Here is a 21305-nt window from a genome sequence, read left to right on the forward strand (position 1 = left end):
ACAGCTTCTTGCGGCCCTGGGCGCGGCGGTTGGCGAGAATCTTGCGACCGCCGACCGTCGCCTTGCGGGCGCGGAAACCGTGGCGACGGGCGCGCACGAGGTTGCTCGGTTGAAAGGTACGCTTCATCGCGGTTGTCCCTAAATCTCTTGCAAGGCTCTAACAGAAAAGGGCCGCCAAACGTGGGCGGCCACTGATGGAGGCGCGGATAAGCGAGAGTCGGCGGAAAGTCAATTGCCCCCGATCGCGTTCGGCGATCAATTGTCATCGCGGCGGTTTTTCCAGCGCTTCGCCATCGGCGGCGATCACCGCCTCGCGCGCGCGCCGCCGCGCTGCGCTGGTCCGCCGCATCACCCGGTCGGTCCAGGCGGCATAGCGTGGGTGGCGCCATTTGAAGCGGACATAGACGCGCTTGGCCCACGCGCTGTTCTGGAGGCACAGCATCAGCCCGAGCGGGAACAGGATCAGAAAGCCGGGGCCGGGGAGCACCCCGACGATCGGCGAAATCAGGATCAGCAGCACGCCGAGCACGAACAGCGCGAGCCGCACCTGCGCGGTCGATCGCAATCGCTGGTAAAGGCTGCGTTTGGCCATGAGGACCGATGTGGGTAGGACAGCCCCGCGCAGCAAGACCAAAACAGTGGGGGCGCGGCAGCGACGCACCCCGCATTCGCCCCGGCCCAGCGGTCTTTTGGAACGCTTCGGCCAGCGCGCCACCGACACCAAGGAACGATCCTTTCACCCCACCGTTGCCCAAGCATCGAAACGAAAGGGGCGGTTGGCCCTGGTGTCGGAGAGAGAGAATGAAAAAGCTTCTGACGATTTTTGCGATCAGCGGGTCGATGTTGTTCCTGTCTGCGTGCAATACCGTTGACGGTGCAGCCAAGGACGTTGAATCGGTCGGCGACTGTGCCGATGGTGTCCAGGGCAACTGCTAGGCGCTAGGAGCGCCCGACCCATGATGATCAGTTGAGCGTGACGAACCGCGCCATGTCGTCGCGGGTCAGGTAACGCACCTCGTCGAACGGGGTGCTGTTGGTCAGCGCGTAAAAGGCGCGTGCCTTGGCGTCGTCCATCCCCATTTCGCGGTAATATCCCAGATATTCGGCATGCACCGGGTCGCTTGCGGCATAGTCATTCGCCTCGCGCCCCGTGTCGTCGGCCCAACTGTGCACGCCGAATTCGGCGTCGGGCGCGGCGCGGCGTGTGGTTCCTGCAAGCCAAAGCTCGACCGCGCCCGACCGCACCGAACCGCCCCTCGGCACGACGGTTTCCATCCCCGCGCGGCGGATCGCGCGCGCCAGGATCAGATTCGCGTGCTCGTCGAGGCTGCCGGGACAGTCGACCATTTCCAGCCGCTTTAGCCGCGGAAACGCCGCGAGCATCGCCGCGAACTGGCGCGGCGTCGCCGAGGTCACGTCGCCCGCCATGCGCACGGTGCTCGCGTCAATCACCGCAAAGGGACCATAATGCGCCTTGGCCCGGCCCAGCGTGGCCAGCGTCGCGCTTGGTGCGTAACGCCGCGTTGCCGCCATATCGGCGTCCTCGGCCAGCGCGTCGCCGTCGAGCAACGTATCATCGTCGTCGAAGACCGCGCCATCGTCATCAACGTCGCCGGACTCGTCCCACGTCCAGCTCACGCTCGTGGTGACGGTCAGCCCCTGCTGCGCCTGCGCGGGCGCGAACGCCAGCACCGCCGCGCAAAGCGCGACGAACAGGGTGCGGACAAGAGCGACGGGCGAAACCATGCCCCCGCTCTCGCGCCCGCGCGCTTGCCAAAAAGCAAAGCAGCAACGTCAGCGCCGCGTTAACCCCGTTGCGGGACGCTTTCCGCGTCAGTCGCGGTCAGGGGCGCCGCCGGGGAAATAATGGCGATAGGGACGTGCGCCGTCGATCGCGCGCGCGACCGACGGCCGTGCGAGCAGCCGCGCGCGATAGGCGCGCAGATTGGCAAACTGCGCCGGAATTTCATGCACCCAGTCGGCGTAGAACAGCGACGGCGCCGCGGCACAGTCGGCCAGCGTGAAGCCGTCGGGGGTCGCCCAGCCGCCACCCGCCAATTGCGTGTCGAGCCAGCGATAGATGGTGTCGAGCGCCGCCCGCGCCTTGGCGACGATCATCGGCGCATGTCCCTCGGGGCCGCGAATGCGGTCGTTCACAATGTCCTGCATCACCGCCATCACATGCAGGTCGAACACGCGGTCCATCTGCCGCACCCGCAACGCTGCATCGGGATCCGCGGGAATCAACCGCGGCTCGGGCTGCACGCGGTCGAGATATTCGATGATGATCGACGTCTCGAACTGCGTCCGCTCGCCATCGACGAGCAGCGGAAATTTCCCCACCGGCCACAGCGTGCGCAATTGCTCGCCATGCTCGGGAAATTCGGGATCGACATTGCGATAGTCGAAATCGATCCCCTTTTCATCGAGCGCGATCTGCGCCTTCCAGCTGTAGGACGAAAAGGGGTGGGCATAGAGGATCAGCATCGCTCAGCCCTTCACCGCGGCTTCGATCGCCGCAATGTCGATCTTGGTCATCGTCATCATCGCCTCGAACGCGCGCTTGTTCACCGCCGGGTCGGGGTTCGCCATCGCGTCGGTCAACACGCGCGGGGTGATCTGCCAGTTCAGACCCCATTTGTCCTTGCACCAGCCGCACGCGCTTTCCGCGCCGCCATTGTCGACGATCGCGTTCCACAGCCGGTCGGTCTCTTCCTGGGTGTCGGTGTGGACCTGAAAGGAAAAGGCCTCGCTGTGCGGAAAGATCGGGCCGCCGTTGAGCCCGATGCACGGCACGCCAAGTACAGTGAATTCGACGGTCAGCACGTCGCCTGCCTTGCCGCCGGGGAAATCGCTCGGTGCGCGGTGGACGGCGCCGACATGGCTGTCGGCAAAGGTCGCGGCATAGAAATTCGCCGCCGCTTCGGCGTCCTTGTCGTACCACAGGCACAGGCTGACGGGGTGTCGGTTCGTGCTCATCTGTCTCTCCTTGTTCCGTGCGCCTCTCTGGCGGGGAGGCGCGTCAGCGCTTGCGCGGCCCGACAAAGCCGACGGCGGCGCCTTGCGGGTCGATCGCGTTCAGGGAAAATTCGCCGCCGGGGATTTCCATCGGTTCGCTGGTCACTGTGCCGCCATTGGCGGTTACCGCAGCATGGGCGCGGTCGATGTCATCGACGCCGATATAGAAATTCCACACCGGGACCGGATAGCCCTCCATCAGTGGCATCACCGCGCCGATCATGTCGCCCCCGCGCTGGATAAAGCGATAGGCGCCGAGTTCGCCCATCGGCATCTCGCCCTCCTGCCCCCAACCGAAATGCTTGGTGTAGAAGGCGATGGCTGCATCCGGGTCGGATGTCGCCAGCTCGTTCCAGCGGATATGCTGCGGCTCGGTCATCGAAAACACGTCGCTGGGTCCTTCGGGGGCATCGGCGGGCGGGATCGGGTCCATGATGTAAAAGGGCGCGCCCTGCGGGTCGGTGACCATCGCCATGCGCCCGACGGGCAGGTCGGTCGCAGGCATCTGCACCGCGCCGCCATCGGCCTTGATCGCCGCGATTGCGGCATCGACATCGTCGACTTCCAGATAGCCGATCCAGAGCGGCCGCGCGCCACCGGCGAGCATGTCGGCATTCAGCGCCAGCACCCCGCCGGCGTTGCCGCCCCCGCTGCGCCCGATCATGCGATAATCCATGTCGCCCGCGGCGGGGTCGGCGTGGGGGGCGATCGTCCAGCCGACCACGGCGCCATAAAAGGCGGCGGCACCGTCGGGATCGGGGGTCATCAGTTCGTACCAGATAAAGTTGGTGGGGTTGTTCATCGTCTCTCTCCTTTCAATCCTCCCTGTCGCGGAGCGATGGGGAGGTGGCAGCGCGGAGCGCTGACGGAGGGGCCATTGCGCGACGTCGCCGCCCCTCCACCACCGCTTCGCGGCGGTCCCCCTCCCCATGGCTTCGCCACAGGGCGGATGGTTGCATCACGCCTCGACGATCGGCGTAAAGCCGCCATAGATCATGCGTTTGCCGTCGAACGGCACTTCGGTGCCGTCGGGCTGCATCCGCTCGTCGGCCATGACCTTTTCCCAGCCCGCGACGCGCGCTTCCTTGCTCGGCCATTCGACCCAGCTGAACACGACGGTTTCGCCGTTCTGCTTGTGCGCGGCGCGGGCAAAATCGGTGACCTTGCCGTCGGGGACATCGTCGCCCCATGCCTCGACGACGCGCGTCGCCCCATGGTCGCGGAACACTCGCGACGCCTTTTCGGCGAGCGCGCGATAGGCGTCCTTGTTACCGTCGGGGACGGGCAGGACATAGCCATCGGCGTAACCCATTGTGCCGCCCGCGCGGTCATCGACAATCGAATCGAAACCGCCGATGATCATCCGCTTGCCGTCGAACGGCATTTCGCCGCCCATCGCCGCCATGCGCGGGTCGCTCATCATCTTTTCGTTCGCGGCGTCGCGGGTGGCCTTGTCGGGATATTCGAACCAGCTGAACACGACGGTCTCGTCGTCCTTCGCCTGCACCGCGCCCTTCAGGTCGTTGACCTTGCCGTCGGGGACATCGTCGCCCCACGCCTCGACCATTCGCGTCACGCCAAATTCCTTGAACAGCGGCGCCGCATCGGCGGCATGTTGGCGATAGGCTTCCTTGTTGGCGGTCGGCACCGCCACGACAAATCCTTCAACATAGGTCATCTTGTCTCTCCTTAGGGGGGTGGGAAATTCAGGCCGTAACCGGCTCTTTGCTTAACGATAACAGCTGCGCGTCCATCGCGCGCTGGAAGGCCGGACGTGCCGTGCAGCGATCGAGATAGGCGGCGAGGCGCGGATATTCGGCGATCAGCCCCGCCTCGACGCCTTCGCGCAGCACCGTCGCCATCGCGATGTCGGCGATGCTGAATTCGCCGACCAGATAGGGCTTGTCACCCAACGCATCGGACAGGCGGCCAAAGCGGGTGCGAATAAACTCGATCAGCCCGGGGCGGCGCAGCTTCGCCCATTCCTCGTCCTTCGAGAATATATCGACATTGCCCAGTTCGAACATCATCGGCTCGACGCTGTTCAGCGCCGCGAACACCCAGGCGGTCGCGTCGGCGCGGGCCTGCGCCCCGGTCGGCAGCAACCGCGCATCCTTCGCCGCCAGATGCAGCATGATCGCGCCGCTTTCGAACAGGGTGATGGCGCCATCGCGCAACACCGGCACCTGCCCCCAGGGTTGCAGCCGATAATGATCGGCGGGGCGATCGACCGCGCTGATCAGCTTTTCGGCATAATCGATCCCCAGTTCCTCGCACGCCCAGCGCGGACGCAGGTCGCGGACAAAACCGCGGGCAAAGTCGGGAACCCAGTCGAAGGCGATGATTTCGATATTGGCATTGGGATTGACGGGCATGATCTAACTCCTCTTGCCTTTGATGTACGCGACGATCGACATCGCGTGACCGTGGCCCAGGTCGAAATCGCGCTTGAGCCAGTCGATCACCGCACCGGGCTTGACCCCGGGCGCGAGACCGGTGGCGTCGGCCAGCCCCGCGTCGATCGCAATCGCCTTCAGTTCGTCGGCCGACTTGCCGGTCTTGGCCTCGACATTGTTCAGATAGGCCTGGAAACTCATCATCGGTCTCCCGTCGGGAAGGGAACGGCGGCCTTTTTTGCAAGGGTGGCTATCCGTTCCCCTCCGCGGCTCGGTCAGGCGGCGGCTTCGGCGGGCTCGCCGGCAGGGATCGCGGCGGGGTCCATCCACATCACTTCCCAGATATGGCCGTCGGGATCTTCGAAGCTGCGCCCGTACATGAAGTCGCCATATTCCTGGGTCGGGGTCGGGTCGGGCTTGCCGCCCGCGGCGGTCGCCTTGGCAACTTGCGCATCGACGTCGGCGCGGCTGTCGGCGGACACGCAGAGCAGCACCTGCGCGCTCACATGCGCGTCGGGGATCTCCTTCGACGTGAAGGTCGCCCATTTTTCATGCGTCAGCAGCATGACGTGGATCGACCCTTCGGCGACCACCATGCACGCAGCGGTGTCGTCGGTGAAGGCGGGGTTGTTGACCGCGCCGACCGCTTCATAAAAGGCCTGCGACCGGGCAAGGTCGGTCACCGGCAGGTTCACAAAAATCATCTGGGGCATCGTCTCTCTCCTTGGGGGGTAGGTTGGGGTAAGTCAGCGCGGGGGGCTGACGGGGCAATGACCTGCCACGTCAGGGTGCACCGCGCGGTTCAAACAACATGCGGACATAACGCTTCAGATGGGTGACGCTTTCCCGCGCAATCGCCGGGTCGTTCGTCGTTTTGGCCAGGATGAAGCTGCCCTGCAGCACCGCCTGGATATGCTGCGCCAAACCGAGCGCGGTGACATCTTCGGGGGCGCCGTAAACTTCCATGGCGGCTGCAACATCGGGGGCGAGAGCTTCGCAATAGGCGTTGATGCTCGCCTCGCACGCCGCGCGGATCGGCTCGCTCGTCGCAAAGGCTTCCTGCACCATCGTGCCGACGAAGCAGGTGAAATCCTCGACCGGACCGTCGAGCATCGCAAAGCGGAAATCGATATGGCCGAGCAGACGGGCGAGCGGGTCATCCAGCCTGGTGTGCGGCGGCATTTCGAACATCGGACGCGCGCGCTCGGTCCACGCCTCGGCGGCGGCGACTGCCAGCGCTTCCTTCGACGCGAAATGGTGGAAAAATGCGCCTTTGGTGACCCCGGCGGCGGCGCAAATCTGGTCGACCGTCGTCGCGGCATAGCCCTGTTTGCGCACCGTCGTGTGCGCCGCCGCGATCAACGCCGCGCGCGCACTGCCGCGCGGCGCGCGGACCGCGGCGATGCCCGCGCCGACGCCCGCCACCGCCTTGTCGGCGGGGCGAGCCTCGGGGGTGGAAGAGGGCTGATTCGGGTTCACGCGAATGGGCATACCGACTGGTTGGTATGTTGTCAAATGCCGATCCGACCCCACGCTACGCGGCACCTTCGTCAACATCCGAACCGGTACAAAAAGCGACTCGACCGCGCCCCATTTTGTCGCCAAAAAGGACGGAACAAACAGGGGACATTGATGGTCGCGATCGTTTCCACCGTCGCCTATCTCGGGCTCGAGGCGCGCGGGGTCGAAGTGCAGTGCCAGATTACCCCCGGCCTGCCGCGCTTCGTCGTCGTCGGCCTGCCCGACAAGGCGGTCGGCGAAAGCCGCGAGCGCGTCCGCGCTGCGATCGCCGCGATCGGCCTCGCGCTGCCGCCCAAGGTCATCACGGTGAACCTGTCGCCCGCTGACCTGCCCAAGGAAGGCTCGCATTACGACCTGCCGATCGCGCTCGCGCTGCTCGGCGCGATGGGGGTCGTCGATCCCGAAACGCTGTCTTCCTATGTCGTAGTCGGCGAACTTGGCCTCGACGGCCGCGTCGCCGCATCACCCGGCGTCCTGCTCGCCGCGCTCCATGCGGGCAGTCAGGACCGCGGGCTGATCTGCCCGGTCGCGCAGGGGCCGGAAGCGGCGTGGGCGGGGAATGTCGAGGTGCTCGCGGCACCCGACCTCCTCTCGCTGCTGAACCATTTCAAGGGCAATGCGCTGCTCCCGCCGCCGCGCCCGGGCGAGGTTGAGCAACCGCGGCGCATGGCCGATCTGGCGCAGGTCAAGGGGCAGGAGGTCGCCAAGCGCGCGCTCGAAATCGCCGCGGCGGGCGGGCATAATCTGTTGATGGTCGGGCCGCCGGGGGCGGGCAAGTCGCTGATGGCGGCATGTCTGCCGGGCATCTTGCCCGACCTCGACCCCGCCGAAGCGCTCGAGGTGTCGATGATCGCCTCGGTCGCGGGCGGGCTGGAGGGCGGCCGGCTGATCCGCGCGCGGCCGTTCCGCTCGCCGCATCATAGTGCGTCGATGCCCGCGCTCGTCGGCGGCGGGCTGCGGGTGCGGCCGGGCGAGGTCAGCCTCGCGCATCTGGGCGTCTTGTTCCTCGACGAACTCCCCGAATTTCAGCGCACCGTGCTCGATTCCTTGCGCCAGCCGCTGGAGACGGGCGAGGTCAGCGTCGCGCGCGCCAACGCGCATGTCACCTTTCCGGCACGAGTGCAGATGGTCGCCGCGATGAACCCGTGCCGCTGCGGGCATCTGGGTGACCCGGCGCTCGCGTGCAGCCGCGCGCCGCGCTGCGCCGCCGATTATCAGGCGAAGGTCTCCGGCCCGCTGCTCGACCGCATCGACCTGCATGTCGAGGTGCAGGCGGTCAGCGCCGCCGACCTTGTCCTGCCGCCCCCCGCCGAGGGCAGCGCCGAGGTCGCCGCCCGCGTCGCCGCGGCGCGGGCGCGCCAGACCGCGCGCTACGCCGAGCACAAGGCGCGCACCAACGCCGAGATCGACGGCGAGTTGATGGAGGCAGTCGCGACCCCCGACGAAGCGGGGCGCAAATTACTCGCACAGGCGGCAGAGGCGATGCGGCTGTCGGCGCGCGGCTATACGCGGGTCCTGCGGGTGGCGCGGACGATCGCCGATCTGGCCGGGGCGGAGGCGATCGGGCGCATCCATATTGCCGAAGCGCTGAGCTATCGGCGGCAGGCACCGAGGAACTGATGCTGAGCTTTGAGACCGACATCATCGAATGGCGCGGCCCGCCGCCCTATCTGTTTGCGCCGGTCCCCGATCATCTCGTCGGCGAGGTCCATTATGCCGCGCGCGAGGCGAGCTATGGCTGGGGCATGGTCCCGGTGAAGGCGCAGATCGGCGGAACAGAATTCACCACCTCGCTGTTCCGGCGCGGTGACACCTATGTCCTGCCGATCAAAGTCGCGGTTCAGCGCGCCGAGGGCTTGGGGCTGGGCGATCGGGTCGCGGTGACGATGGAGATCAGCCGCGTCATCCGCCGCTGAGGTCGCGGTTGAGCGCGGTGCATGGCCGCTATCGACCCAATTGCGGACATCAAATTAACGTGTAGATTGACGAGCAATGGGCAAAGTCACGACCACATTTCGGGGGATTTTGAAGCAGGTTGTGGAGACGTTTTCTATCGTTTTCACTGCTGCGGCGCTGACTTCCCATTTGCTGAGGGGCGATGCCCGCATCGAATCCGCTGTGCTAATTGCGGGTTTCTTGGCCACCGTCCAATTTCTGTATTGGTTTTTCCCGGTACTTTTTCGCGCCGGAGTAGCCGGAAATCAATTCCGCAGATACTAAGTAGCCGAACCCGCAGGTTGAGAGCGGCAGCTTCCCACCCCGTAGCGGTCCTTCCCCGTAGCGGTCGTTAGCCCAGGGTCAGATGCCCAGCGCCGACTTGTTCTCAACGACTTCCAGCGGTGGCGGCGCTTTGACGGCGCCCGCCCCGTGGCGGCGATGCGCCAGCTTGCCGTCGATCTTGCCGCCATTTTCGATCGTGATATTTTCATACACGACATCGCCGGTGATCCGTGCGGTGGCGTGGACGATCAGCGTCTTGGCCTCGATCGACCCGTCGACCAGCCCCGCAATTTTCGCGGTCTCGGCGACGACGGCGCCCTTGATCTCGCTCGCCTCGCCCTGGACCAGATTGGCGCATTTCAGATCGCCGTCGATCTTGCCGTCGACGTGCAGGTCGACGCTGGCGGCGACATTGCCGGTGACGACGACGTCCGATCCCAGGATCGAAAAGGTCGTGTGCCGCGCGCCGGTCGCCATCTTAGCGGGCGCCACGGGCGGCAGCGACGGATCCGACTCGCTGCCTTGCGTCGTCTTTGACTTCGAGAACATCGGCTTTGGCCTCCAGGAAGCGGCGCGGGTTGACCGCGACACCGTTTAGACGGACTTCGAAATGCAGGTGGCTGCCGGTTGAACGACCGGTCGAGCCCATTTTGGCGATTTGCTGGCCGGCGGCGACTTGCGCCCCGACCTTCGATGTAAACCCCGACAAGTGGGCATATCGGGTCATGATGCCCTGACCATGATCGACCTCGACGACATTGCCATAACCCGATTTGGTGCCGACGAAGCTGACGCGGCCGGGAGCGGCGGCAAGGATCGGGGTGCCAATCGGACCGCGGAAGTCTAGCCCCGAATGCATCGCGGCGCCGCCGGTGAAGGGATCGCTGCGATAACCGAAACCCGACGACATCATCAACACGTCGGCGGGGTTGCCCGACGGGACGGCGACGAGGGTGCGTTCGAGCACTTCCATGCGGAACAACGCGCCTTCGAGCGCGGCGAACGAGGGGCCGAGCGACTTCGCTTTGCCCATGCGGCCCTTATACGGAATGAACGGACCACCGCGGCCGGTTGCGGCGCCGCGTATGATCGCGGTGGGATTGAGCCCGAGCTGCGCCACGGCCGTTTCGGCATTGGCGGCGCGTTCATTGACCGCGGCGAGCAGGCGCGTGGACAGCGCCTCCTGACGCGCGGCGACGCGCGCGAGCGCCTGTGCCTCGGGGGGGAGGCTGGGGTCGATGGCACTGGTTTTCAGGGCAGGCTGGGCGGTTTCGCCATTCGTGTCGCTCACGCCTTCGGCAATCGCGGCGGGCTCGGACCCGAAATATGTTTTCTGCCACTCTTCGAGCTGGTTCTGCCGCTCTTCGAGATCGGCGGCGGTTTCGGCGACGCGGTCGCGATATTGCGCGATCCGCTTTTCGGAAGCAGCAGCCGCCGCGGATTGCTGCGCAACGGCGGCGCGTTCGTCGGCGGTGAGCAGCTGGGTGACCAGCACCGCGAGCGTCGCGCCAGCCCAGGCAAGCAGCACGACGGCAGCGATCAGCGCGACGCGCTTTTGCCAGACGGCGCTGATCCGCAGGAACCGGACATGGCCGTGGGTGCGAATGAAGATTTCATGGTCCTGAAACAGCGCGTTAAAGCGCTGGCGCCAATGGCGCAGGCCCGTAGATTTCGATGACAAGTGGCGACCCCATCTTGTTGTTCTGTGGAGCCCTCCGCCCCGATTGATGGGCGCCTTAACAGGCCGTTTGCGGCGCGGCGAATCTTTGCAGGGCGACTCGCGCCGAGTCGAACCGGCCATGCGGTGAACGGTGTCAAACGACGGGAACGCTGCCATTTTGGCGAGAAATCCGCCGCGAATCGCCGAAATATATTGACGGCTTGCTTACCAATTTTTGCTAGGGCCAAGCGCATGGATTCCATGGTCGAAACCGCCGCTCCGGGCACTCAAGACGCGTCCGGGGCGCCGCCCTCGGCCCGCACGACGCGCCCGCGGTCGGCGGTCAGCGCGGGGGTAGGCATTGTCGGCCTCGCGGGGCTAGTCGGATATTTGCTGCTCGCGCGCTACGCGCCCGACATCGCCGCCTTCCTCGGTATTGATTGGGGTACGCGCGGGCCGATGAACGGCCCGAACTCGGCGATTGCCAGCGTGCTGGCGTGCGGGGTGCCGATGGTGTTGTGGTCGGTGTTCGTCGATAAGGTGCATCGCAATCCATCGACCGGGATCGACTGGGCGCAGCGCCGTCCGTGGCGCGAAACGGTCGATATCAGCCTGACCAAGCTCGCCGGGCTCTGGGCGACCTGGGGGCTGATCGCGTTGATTTACGCGACGATGCGCTATTATTGGACGGGCAATTACGCCTTTTCGATGGATCTGCTTGAACGGGTGGCGCCGTGGCTGCTGCTCGTGTCGGTGCCCTATATACTGTGGCTCGACCGCCGCATGGTCGAACCGCGCGACGGCTGTTATCAGTTCGGCCGCTGGCTGATTGCGCCCGGCCAGCCGGTCGACGGCCGCGCGATCGGCCATCATCTGCGCGCCTGGGCGGTGAAGGGGTTTTTCACCGCCTTCATGCTGTCGATCGTGCCGGGGAATTTCTCGGCGCTGGTGACCGTGCCGATGAACGAGGTGCTGGCCAATCCCTATATGACGGGCATCTGGACACTCAATTTCCTCTATCTGATCGACGTCCATATCGCGACGGTTGGCTATATCCTGACCCTGAAACCGCTTGATGCGCATATCCGCACCGCCAACCCCTATGGCATGGCGTGGGTCGCGGCGCTCGTCTGTTACCCGCCCTTCATCCTGATGAGCGGCGGCCCGCTCGACTATCAGTTGTACGGTGCCGACTGGGGGCATTGGCTGGCGGGCCATGAGACGTTGCTGATCGTCTGGGCGATCATGCTGGCGTTGCTGACTGCGATCTACAGCTGGGCGACGATTGCGTTCGGCATCCGCTTTTCCAACCTGACCCACCGCGGCATCATCACCCACGGGCCATACCGCTTCACCCGCCACCCCGCTTATGTGTCGAAAAATCTGAGCTGGTGGATCGGCGCGATGCCCTTTCTCGTCACCGCGGGTGGCTGGGTCGAGGGTGTGCGTAATGTGGTGCTGCTCGGGCTGGTCAGCGGCGTTTATTATTGGCGCGCCAAGACCGAGGAAAAGCATCTCCTCGCCGACCCCGCTTATGTCGCTTACTGGAACTGGGCGCAGGCCAACGCCTTGGTCCCGCGCCTGTTCGCGCGGCTGACAGGGCGCGAACGTCCACTGATCCGGCTCGAACCCGACGAGCGCGTCGGACCGGTCGCTTGAAATCTCGTCCTCCCCATGGTTTCGCCACAGGGAGGATGGAGCGGACTCAGAACTTCACGCTGGCTTCGACCCCATAGATTCGGGGTTCGTTGACGTAGCTGGTGATGTTGTTGAAATCGATGCCGCCGGTCGGCGATGCATCGTTGGTGATGTTGCGGACGAACCCCGCGACATCGAAGCGGTCGGTGCGATAGCCGACGCGCAAACCACCCTCGATCATCTTGTCGTCCGAGAACTCGACCGACTGATAGAGGAAGAACTGGATTTTTGAGCGGTAATACCAGTCGGTGAAGGCGTAGATCGCGCCGTTGCCGACGGGGAATTCATAACCCGCCGTCCCGTTCAGCGTCCATTTCGGCGACTGCGGCAGCTGGTTACCGTCGATCGAGAAGATGCCTGGGCTACCAGGACGCGCCGGATCGAGCACGGTGCAGGGCGTCGCCGAACCGCAGCCCGCGACGAAGGCATTGGCGTCGTCGATCTTGGCGACATTCCACGCCCCGCCGATCGAGAAGGTCAGGCCTTTGGCGGGTGCCGCCTGCAATTCAGCCTCGATCCCGTGGCCCTTGGCGTCGACGTTGAGCAGGCTCGCCACGTTAGACGTGCCGCCGACCGCCGTGAGCTGCAAATCCTTGGTGTCGAAATAATAGCCGGTCAGGTTGAAGCGGACGCGGTCGTCGAAGAACGCGGTCTTGATCCCCGCTTCATAGGACATCGTCTCTTCCTGATCGGCGGTCGAGATGGTGCGCGAGAAGGTCAGGCGGCCCTGCACCGACGGCGCACGGTAACCGCGCGCGACACGGGCGTAAAAGGTGAGGGCGTCGGACGCCTCATAGGTTGCGCTGGCGTCCCACGTCAGCAGCTTGCCCTTGACCGTCGCGGCCTGCGGCGGGACCGGGGTGTTCGGATCGACGACGAAATTTGGGCGGGTTTCGATCGGACGCGACGCGACGAAATCGCGCGTGTCGTGGTTGTAGCGCGCGCCGGCCTGCAGTTTGAAGCCATTGTCGAATTCATAATTGACCGAGCCGAAGATGCCATAAGCTTCGCTGTCCTGGCGCTGGATCGCGATCGCCGACGGGGTGGCATCGGTCGGCCCGCCGAATTCGAAGCTCGAGATGTCGAGGCCTTCGTCGAAATAGAAGGCGCCGAACTGATAGCCGAGGCCGCCGCTGTTGTTGGACGCGATGCGGATTTCCTGCGTGAACTGGTCGAGGCTGGGTACATTGTCCTGGCTCTGCGCCTGGAACGGGATGAGCCCCGGACCCGATACCGGCAGGAACACCGCGCCGAAGCCGCCGTCGATGTCGCCGCGGCTGCGGAAATTGCCGTTCCAATAGGAGGTGATCGAATAAGCGGTCACCGGCCCGAAATCATATTCCAGGTTCAGCCCGACATTATAGGTGTTGAGCTTCTGGAAGTTCAGGCCGTCCTGATAGACTTCGTCGCGCTCGAATTCGGTGCCCGCGCCGCCGAGGCCGACGAGCTTGTTGCTGCCCGGCACCTGCGTGTTGGCGCGGAAGATGATCGCCGAACCGTCATAGATGCGGACCTGACCGGTCACGCGGCCGGTAAAGGGACCGCTTTCATATTGCAGCTGGAACCGCGCGGCGATGTCGTCATAGCCGCCGAGATCCTTGGCTTTCGTCGTCGCGATATTGTCGACCCAATTGTCGCGGTGCTGGAACAGGGTCGACAGGCGGACCGAGAAGCCGTTGTCGTCCGCGGCGCCCGCCGCGACCTCGACCTGGGTGGTGCCGTAGCGACCATAGCTGGCGCGGGCATAGCCGCCGGTCTTGCCGGGCTTGACGGTGTCGAATTTGACGATGCCCGCGGGGGTGTTGCGGCCGAAGAGCGTACCCTGCGGCCCGCGCAGCACCTCGATGCGGTCGAGGTCGAAGATCGGGAAGCCCTTGAGGATCGGGTTTTCGAGCACGACGTCGTCATAGACGAGGCTGACCGGCTGCGACGCGTTGAGGTCGAAATCGGTGTTGCCGAGACCGCGGATATAGAAGCGCGGGAAGGTGCGGCCGAACGAGCTTTCGATGTTGAGGCTGGGGACGCGGCCCGCGAGCACGCGCACGTCGCTGCCCGACGAGGTGATTGCATCCAACGTATTGCCCGACAAGACGCTGACGGCCACCGGCACGTCCTGCAAGCTCTCTTCGCGGCGCTGCGCGGTGACGATGATATCGCCGAGCCCGCTGTCTTCGGCGGCGGCAGGCACATCTTGCGCGGCGGCGGGCGCGGCCCAGCCAGCCGAGGCGAGTGCAAAAGCTATAGCGGTGGCGGAAGGAAAGTGGCGCATGGGCAAGCTTCCTGAAACGGAGTGACGATGGGAGAGGCGAAAGACCAACTTCTCTTTGGCTTTCGGCGCGCGCACGATCAATCGCGGAAGCGGGCGCTGCTGACTTTCGTGTCAGCAGTGTTGCGCAATTGCTGCACTTTTGGGACGAAAATACCCCTAGAAGCTGAGCTCGTCGTAGATTTTCGACAGGTCGTGGTTCCACGGTCCTTCGTAGCGGTCCATCAAATCATGCGCGGGCGATTTGCCGCTCTTGGCGATGCGGCGCAGCGGTTCGAGGAAGCCGACTTCATTGTCGCCCATCGAATTGACCTCGCCGCGCGCGGCAAGGCCAGCCGCCGCGATGTCGAGCACGCGGTGGGCAAGCTCGCCCACCGTGCCACCGCCGGGAGCCGGGGCGTCGAGCCCTTTGCTGGGAACTGTGTCGCGCAGCAGCTGCTGGTCCTCGATGCTCCAGCCTTTGACCAGATCCCACGCGGCGTCGAGCGCACCCTGATCGTAGAGCAGGCCGACCCACAAGGCAGGGAGCGCGCAGATGCGGTTCCACGGGCCGCCGTCGGCGCCGCGCATTTCGAGGAAGCTTTTCAGTCGCACTTCGGGGAAGGCGGTTGAGAGATGATCATTCCAGTCGGAGATCCTCGGTTTTTCGCCGGGGAGCGCGGGCAGATCGCCCTTCAGGAAGTCACGGAAGCTTTGCCCTGCGGCGTCGATATATTTGCCGTCGCGGAAGACGAAATACATCGGCACGTCGAGCATATAGTCGACATAGCGTTCGTAACCGAAGCCCTGCTCGAACACGAAGGGCAGCATCCCGGTGCGCGCCGGGTCGGTGTCGGTCCAGATATGGCTGCGATACGACATGAAGCCGTTGGGCTTGCCCTCGGTGAACGGCGAACTGGCGAAGAGCGCGGTCGCGATGGGTTGCAGCGCCAGCGACACGCGGAATTTCTGCACCATGTCGGCTTCGGAGGAATAATCGAGGTTGGTCTGGATGGTGCAGGTGCGCAGCATCATGTCGAGCCCCATGCTGCCGACGCGCGGCATATGGTCGAGCATGATCTTGTACCGTCCCTTGGGCATGATCGGCAGTTCGGCGCGCGTCTTGTCGGGCCACATGCCGAGCCCCAGGAAACCAAGCCCGAGTTCGGCGCCGACTTCCTTCACCTGTTTCAGGTGGCGGCCGGTTTCGGCGCAGGTCTGGTGCAGATTTTCGAGCGGCGCGCCCGAGAGTTCGAGCTGGCCCGCGGGTTCGAGGCTGACGGTGCCGTCGCTACCGGCGAGCGCAATCACCTTGCCGCCCTCGATCACCGGTTCCCAGCCGAAGCGGGTGAGCGCCATCAACAGATCGTGGATACCGCCGGGTTCGTCATAGGACGGAGCGCGATGATCGGCGGTGCGATAGACGAATTTCTCATGCTCGGTGCCGATGCGCCAGCGGTCCTTCGGCTTTTCGCCCTTGATCATGGGGACCGCGAGCTGATCGCGGCTTTCGACGATGGGATCGTTGCTGTCCGAGGCGGTGCGCGTGCTCATGTCGCGCCATTATACGGTTCGGTACAGAATGCAATCGACTGTTGAAGGCGCGCTATTTTACCAGCCCGCGCAGGTTGAGGGTGAAGCTCGACCCCGGCACCATCGCTCCCTTGGGACGAATGCGGACATGGGTGACATTGGCGTCGACGCCATTGGCATCGATAGTCGGCACATAGGTCCAGCTCGCGCCGCCATTGTTCGAAAATTCCAGATCGTCGGTGGCATTCGCCAGACTGGTGAAGCTGTAGGTCAGCCCGCTGCTGCCTGCGGTAAAGCGCACCGGGCCGGGGCCGGGGGCATAGGTGCCGACGAACAGGCTGAGGTTCGCGGGCAGTGCGTCGGTGACGATGACGCTGTTGTTCGTCGGGCTGGTGCTGGCCGGTGCGGTGACGGTCAGCGTGTAATTGGCAAAGCCGCCGGGGATCAGCTTGGGATTGGTGAGGCCATTGATTGGGTCGCTGAACGCGGCCGACGTCTTTGTGATCGCCAGCGGCGCCACATAGCTGTTGGTGAAGGTGCAGACGATCGCGGTGTCGGCAGCATTCACCGTCAGGAGGTTGCCCGCGAGCGCGGTCGCGTTCCCGGTGCAGGCCAGTGCTTGCCCGTAATTGGCACCATTGCCGACGGTGAAGGTCTCGCTGAGCGTGGCGCTTTCGGCGGCATAGACAGTGACCGCGGCGTTGGTGTCAGTCTCGTTGGCGCTGTTGGCGACCGACGCCAGGATGGCGTTGTTGATCAGGCCGCTGGTTGCCACGGTGACGGCGTTCGCCAGCACCGCATTGACCCAGGTCTTGCGCACGACGAGCGTCGCCGAGCGGCGGCTGTTGGTCCAGGTGCAGGTGAGCGAGCTGCCCGAAGGCATTACGACGGTGCGGCTGAGCCCGCTGCCCGCGGTGGCGACGATGGCATTGTCGCTGTTGCGGCGGCATTCGATGCTGCTGTTATAATTGACCGCCGCGCCGGTCGTATAGGCTTCGGTCAGGGTCAGCGTGCTGCCGGGAGCCGCGACTGCGGTGGCGTTGGTTGCCGCGCCGCCGACGGTCGACGATCCCGCGGTCGGTGCCGAGCCGCCGGTGATCGCCAGGCTGACCGCGTCGCCAGCGATGCCGGTGACCCAATTCTTGGTCAGCACCACCGGCGAATCATTGTCGGTGATCGTATAGGTGCTCGCGGTGCGTGCCGCGCCGCCGCAACTCGACGTACTGGAAACGGTGTAGCCGGTACCCGTTCCCAGCGCGATCTGGATCGTTTCGCTGCCTTCGGTCAAGGCGTCATCGATAATCTGGATGCCGAGCGGAACCGCGGTGTTCTGATACGTCCCCGCGGGAATGGTGACGGTAAAGCTCGCGCCGCCGCCGGGGGTCGTATAGTCCGTACCGCGCACCGCAGTGCCGCCGGTGATGCTGACATTGACGGTGCGCGCGGTGAACAGCGTGCCGTTGACGGTCAGCGTCGGCAGGTTCGCCGTCGCCAGCGATTCTACGCCTGACGCCGAAGTGGTCGACAGCTCGACAAACGGGTTCAGCGTGATCCGGATATCGTCAAGGAAGTTCCCAAAACTGCCCGGATCGGTGGTAATGAACTGGACGCGCTGGACGCCGGACGCGCCGCTATAGGTCGCCGCACCGTTGTTGACGTTCCACACATTGTTTATCGTCGATGCCTGGGTCGCGAGATTCTGGATGAGCGCGCCCGACATATTGGCGATTTGAAACCGCGCGGTCTGCGTCGCGGGGCCGCCTGACCGGGCGCGATGGGCAAATGTCCACTCGATCGACTCGCCATTGACCATGCAGATATTCTGGTAAAAGGCGCCGGGAACATTGGCGTTCATTTCGGCAAACACCGACCCCGCGAAGGCCGGGACGCCGTTGAAGTTCGTGTCCCAAAGCTCGATTTCGCCTGATGCTGAATCCCAACCGGGTACCGCGCCGTTCGAGTAGATCTCGTAATTTGCGGCGCCCGGTCCCTGTGGGTCGTTCGATTCGAACGATGGGTTGACGATGACGCGCTGGGCCAATGCCGGGGGCGCCGTCACGAACGCGGCAAGCATAAACAGGGCGCTGCACCGGAATCGACAAGGGCGCGGCATCAGTTGATCGTCACGTTGAAGATGATCGCGAGCGCGGTTGCGGGTGCCAGCGTCGGCGCGGTGGCAGCCACGGTGGTGCCGGTGATCGATGCGCCGAAGGGGTCGCTTTCGTCGGCACCGCTGGCATTGTCGTCCTCGACCGTCGCCGCCCCTGCGCAGGTCGTGCCGCTGCGTAGCGAACCGGGGACAAAGGCCGTTGTCGCGGGCAGCGCATCGGCGACGTTGATCGCGGTCGCGGTGCCGCTGCCATTGTTGGTGACGAGGATGCAATAGCGCATCGTCGCGCCGGGGGTCGCCTTGGGATCGGTGGTGCCGTTGGTCGGATCGCTGATGACGCTGCTGGTCTTGGCGATCGTCAGATTGGCGGTCGGACGACAGAAGGTCATGTCGTGGATCGCGGCGCCTTGCTGCCCCGGATCGGCGGGCGCCAAGCCATGGCTGCCATAGGTGATGACGATCGTATCGACCGGCGTCGCAAAGGTGACGACGACATTGCCGTTGGCGCTGTTGTCGGCCGAGGTCACGTCGCCATAGGCGCTGTTGCCGATGACATAATTACTGATCCCGTTGGTCAGCGTCGGCGTGACCGGCGCGCCATTGAAGCTGCCGGTCACGGTCAGCCGGTCGGCGAACTGGCCCGCGGCATAGTCGATGTCGAAAACCCGGAACTGGGCACCGGGGACCGCCGTCGGCAAGGTCATCGTCGTGGTGATCGCGCCCGACTGGCTGGCGAAGTCGGCGATCTGGAAGATCGAAAATTGTGCTGGGGACAGGCCGCCGGTGACGATATTCTGCCGTGTCGGCGACTGACCGCCATAGGTGGCGTTATTCAGAAATACCCCGCCGCTGATCCCGATATTGAAATTCAGCGTGCCAATCGCGGTCAATGCATAGGTGCCGCTGGTCGATCCTGCGGCCCAGCTGACGCCGTCCCAATCATGCACCGTGCTGCCGACCGGGCAGACGAGGGTCGGCGGCGTCCCGGCGACGCGGGTTCCCGTTACGGTGAAGCTGGCGGTGTCATAGTCGTCCTCGCCCGCCGCGCCATTGCCGGGGGTCGAATCGAAATCGAACGCCGATGAGGCGCTGACTTCGGCGACATTGGTGATTGTTGCACCTGCGGTCGCGGTAACGGTGCCGGTGATCGTCAGGGTGCGGGTGGTGCCGGGCGGGATGCTGCCGACCGTCCAGACTCCGGTGGTGCTGTTATAGCTGCCGAACCCTGAGGCGCCGGTGAAAGCGAAACCGGCGGGCAGCACATCCTGCACCGTCACCCCGCTCGCGGTCAGTGCCGATCCGCTGGCGTTGGTGACGCTCAGCACATAGTTGATGCTGGCGCCCACGGCAGGCGCGGCGTTGCTCACCGATTTGGTCAGCGACAGATCGGCCGATGGCGCGATGGGCACCGTTGCCAGCGTCAGGTCGCTGCGGGTGAAATTTCCGGTGTCGCCGTTCAGCGAATCGCAGATGGTCAGCTGCCATATGCCGGCAGACCCTTGGCCGTTGAAACTCGCGAGCGAGCCCTCCGGGCTAAAGGTCCGTTGATAGGGCGGCGCGGCGGTGGTATTATCGTTTGCGGTGTGGGTGGTTATGCTCGTCGCGGCGCTGTCGTCGAACAGGACGTTCAGATGGTCAGCCGACGTGCCGACATTGGTGATCAGATTGACCACCGTGCCGGTCGGCGACACCAAAGTCGCCCGAATGTCGCCGCGATAGCTGTGGCTGAATTGCACCCCGATGTTCACGTCGCTGATCTGTGCGTTCGCGGCGACGGTGAAATTGCGCACCATCGGACTGGTACAGGTGGTCGCGGTCTCGCTAATCGTGCCGGTGATGGTGTTGCTATAGGTCGTGGTCGTCTGCGCCACCGCCGGATTGGCGACGAGCGTCAGCGCCAGCCCGACGAACGCCACCAAGGTTCGTATAAGCTGCGCATACTGGCCCCCACGCCAGCAAGATCGGCTCTGGTCCTGCCGTTGCATCGGGCCGCTATGCCCATGCACAGCTAATATGCGGTTAAAATCGGGGACTTGGATCGAAATCTGTCCGGGAACGGAACAGCTTCGCGCGTTCAGGCGCCGTCCGTCCAATCACCATGCTGCGCCATCCACAAGCCGATGGCGGCAATCGCTGCCGTCTCGGCGCGCAGGATGCGCGGACCAAGCGCGATACGGCGCACCTCTGAGGTGGCGAGCAACAGGTCACGCTCGCGCGCTGTAAAGCCGCCCTCGGGGCCGGTCAGGATTGCGGCGGGGGCGGGCGCGTCCACGGCGGACAGCGGGACGCCGCCCGCTTCGTCGGCAAACAGCAAGGCGCGGTCGGCGGGCCAATCGGCCAGCAACTGCGCCAATTTGATCGGTTCGCCCAGCACCGGCAGCGCGGTGCGACCGCATTGCTCACATGCCTCGACAATCTGCGCCTCCAACCGCTCGCGCTTGACGCGTTCGACGATCGTGCGTTCGGTAATCACCGGCTGTAATCGCGCGACGCCCAGCTCGGTCGCCTTTTCGATGATCCAGTCGAGCCGGGCTTTTTTGACCGGCGCGAAACACAGCCAAAGGTCGGGAACGCGTTCGATCGACCGCGTCTGATGGTCGATACGGACGGTGAGCGATCGTTTCCCTGCATCGGCGACGCTGGCCAGCCATTCGCCGCTGCGGTTGTCGAACAACAGGATCGGCGCACCGATTTTCAACCGCATGACATTCAGCAGATAATGGGCGGCGGGACCGTCGATCGTCGGCCCGGCATCGACCGCCAGCGGCATATCGACAAACAGGCGGGGCGTGCTGGCGGGCGGCCAGGCGGGCGTTGCGGGCATGGTTCAGCGATAGCAGACGCCGACATTTTGCACAGCCGCCGCGTGCAGCGCGCCAACTTGTCCCGATCCGGGTCAAATAC

At 64.8% G+C, this 21305-nt stretch carries 22 protein-coding genes and 1 pseudogene; 4 read left to right on the plus strand and 19 right to left on the minus strand.

Features of this window, described 5'->3' with window-relative positions:
• On the minus strand, positions 1–127 hold a 127-nt coding region (rpmH, locus tag VGN68_RS11485; protein WP_327476863.1), incomplete at its 3' end, for a 50S ribosomal protein L34.
• A gap of 135 nt (positions 128–262) precedes the next feature.
• Positions 263–592, minus strand: a complete 330-nt coding sequence (locus VGN68_RS11490) for a hypothetical protein (protein WP_327476753.1) — start codon at positions 590–592, stop codon at positions 263–265.
• A 209-nt stretch (positions 593–801) separates the two neighbouring features.
• On the opposite strand from VGN68_RS11490, the gene VGN68_RS11495 reads away from it, so the two are divergent.
• On the plus strand, positions 802–936 hold the full coding sequence (locus VGN68_RS11495) for an entericidin EcnA/B family protein (protein WP_293699368.1): 135 nt from the start codon (positions 802–804) through the stop codon (positions 934–936).
• A gap of 27 nt (positions 937–963) precedes the next feature.
• On the opposite strand, the gene VGN68_RS11500 is transcribed toward VGN68_RS11495, so the two are convergent.
• The 10 genes and pseudogenes from VGN68_RS11500 to VGN68_RS11545 form a co-directional block, all read right to left on the minus strand.
• The gene (locus VGN68_RS11500; protein WP_327476759.1) at positions 964–1746 is read right to left on the minus strand and encodes an alpha/beta hydrolase; all 783 of its coding nucleotides are present in this window, start codon (positions 1744–1746) and stop codon (positions 964–966) included.
• Positions 1747–1833: 87 nt separating this feature from the next.
• A complete protein-coding gene (locus VGN68_RS11505) occupies positions 1834–2487 on the minus strand; it encodes a glutathione S-transferase family protein (RefSeq protein WP_327476761.1) in 654 nt (217 codons plus the stop codon).
• A 3-nt stretch (positions 2488–2490) separates the two neighbouring features.
• Positions 2491–2979: a VOC family protein gene (locus VGN68_RS11510; RefSeq protein ID WP_327476763.1), complete on the minus strand. Its 489-nt coding sequence runs from the start codon at positions 2977–2979 to the stop codon at positions 2491–2493.
• 43 nt (positions 2980–3022) lie between these two features.
• Positions 3023–3820: a VOC family protein gene (locus tag VGN68_RS11515; RefSeq protein ID WP_327476765.1), complete on the minus strand. Its 798-nt coding sequence runs from the start codon at positions 3818–3820 to the stop codon at positions 3023–3025.
• Between the two features lie 156 nt (positions 3821–3976).
• The gene (locus VGN68_RS11520) at positions 3977–4330 is read right to left on the minus strand and encodes a DUF1428 domain-containing protein (RefSeq protein WP_327476865.1); all 354 of its coding nucleotides are present in this window, start codon (positions 4328–4330) and stop codon (positions 3977–3979) included.
• A 69-nt stretch (positions 4331–4399) separates the two neighbouring features.
• Positions 4400–4696: pseudogene (locus tag VGN68_RS11525) on the minus strand (DUF1428 domain-containing protein); the annotation flags it as partial.
• A gap of 28 nt (positions 4697–4724) precedes the next feature.
• Entirely contained in the window at positions 4725–5393 is a 669-nt protein-coding gene (locus VGN68_RS11530) for a glutathione S-transferase family protein (RefSeq protein ID WP_327476767.1), read from the minus strand.
• Positions 5394–5396: 3 nt separating this feature from the next.
• A complete protein-coding gene (locus VGN68_RS11535) occupies positions 5397–5618 on the minus strand; it encodes a DUF4287 domain-containing protein (RefSeq protein ID WP_327476769.1) in 222 nt (73 codons plus the stop codon).
• Positions 5619–5689: 71 nt separating this feature from the next.
• Positions 5690–6127 (minus strand): VOC family protein, encoded by a 438-nt coding sequence (locus VGN68_RS11540; protein WP_327476770.1) that lies wholly within the window; start codon positions 6125–6127, stop codon positions 5690–5692.
• Positions 6128–6197: 70 nt separating this feature from the next.
• On the minus strand, positions 6198–6893 hold the full coding sequence (locus VGN68_RS11545) for a TetR/AcrR family transcriptional regulator (protein WP_327476772.1): 696 nt from the start codon (positions 6891–6893) through the stop codon (positions 6198–6200).
• Between the two features lie 153 nt (positions 6894–7046).
• Here VGN68_RS11545 and VGN68_RS11550 point away from each other — a divergent pair, with 153 nt between their 5' ends.
• Together VGN68_RS11550 and VGN68_RS11555 are read left to right on the plus strand one after the other, a co-directional pair.
• Positions 7047–8555: a YifB family Mg chelatase-like AAA ATPase gene (locus VGN68_RS11550; protein WP_327476774.1), complete on the plus strand. Its 1509-nt coding sequence runs from the start codon at positions 7047–7049 to the stop codon at positions 8553–8555.
• Positions 8555–8851 (plus strand): DUF1905 domain-containing protein, encoded by a 297-nt coding sequence (locus VGN68_RS11555; protein WP_327476776.1) that lies wholly within the window; start codon positions 8555–8557, stop codon positions 8849–8851. The genes VGN68_RS11550 and VGN68_RS11555 overlap by 1 nt, the downstream gene beginning before the upstream one ends.
• Positions 8852–9233: 382 nt before the next feature.
• On the opposite strand, the gene VGN68_RS11560 is transcribed toward VGN68_RS11555, so the two are convergent.
• Positions 9234–9632: a bactofilin family protein gene (locus tag VGN68_RS11560; RefSeq protein WP_293699404.1), complete on the minus strand. Its 399-nt coding sequence runs from the start codon at positions 9630–9632 to the stop codon at positions 9234–9236.
• Position 9633: 1 nt separating this feature from the next.
• Complete coding sequence (locus VGN68_RS11565) at positions 9634–10836, minus strand: M23 family metallopeptidase (protein ID WP_327476780.1); 1203 nt, start codon at positions 10834–10836, stop codon at positions 9634–9636.
• A 231-nt stretch (positions 10837–11067) separates the two neighbouring features.
• On the opposite strand from VGN68_RS11565, the gene VGN68_RS11570 reads away from it, so the two are divergent.
• Positions 11068–12474, plus strand: coding sequence for a methyltransferase family protein (locus VGN68_RS11570; RefSeq protein WP_327476782.1), 1407 nt, complete (start codon positions 11068–11070; stop codon positions 12472–12474).
• Between the two features lie 46 nt (positions 12475–12520).
• Here VGN68_RS11570 and VGN68_RS11575 read toward each other — a convergent pair whose 3' ends face one another.
• From VGN68_RS11575 to VGN68_RS11595, 5 genes are all read right to left on the minus strand, one after another.
• Entirely contained in the window at positions 12521–14782 is a 2262-nt protein-coding gene (locus VGN68_RS11575; RefSeq protein WP_327476784.1) for a TonB-dependent receptor, read from the minus strand.
• Between the two features lie 156 nt (positions 14783–14938).
• The gene (locus VGN68_RS11580; RefSeq protein ID WP_327476787.1) at positions 14939–16312 is read right to left on the minus strand and encodes a glutamate--cysteine ligase; all 1374 of its coding nucleotides are present in this window, start codon (positions 16310–16312) and stop codon (positions 14939–14941) included.
• A gap of 52 nt (positions 16313–16364) precedes the next feature.
• Positions 16365–18365 carry a hypothetical protein gene (locus VGN68_RS11585; protein ID WP_327476789.1) on the minus strand — a complete coding sequence of 667 codons (2001 nt, stop codon included), beginning with the start codon at positions 18363–18365 and terminating at the stop codon, positions 16365–16367.
• A gap of 38 nt (positions 18366–18403) precedes the next feature.
• A complete protein-coding gene (locus VGN68_RS11590; RefSeq protein ID WP_327476791.1) occupies positions 18404–20317 on the minus strand; it encodes a proprotein convertase P-domain-containing protein in 1914 nt (637 codons plus the stop codon).
• 158 nt (positions 20318–20475) lie between these two features.
• A complete protein-coding gene (locus tag VGN68_RS11595) occupies positions 20476–21225 on the minus strand; it encodes a 16S rRNA (uracil(1498)-N(3))-methyltransferase (RefSeq protein WP_327476793.1) in 750 nt (249 codons plus the stop codon).
• Between the last annotated feature and the right edge of the window lie 80 nt (positions 21226–21305).

The organism is Sphingopyxis sp., assembly GCF_035998965.1.
Taxonomy (GTDB): Bacteria; Pseudomonadota; Alphaproteobacteria; order Sphingomonadales; family Sphingomonadaceae; genus Sphingopyxis.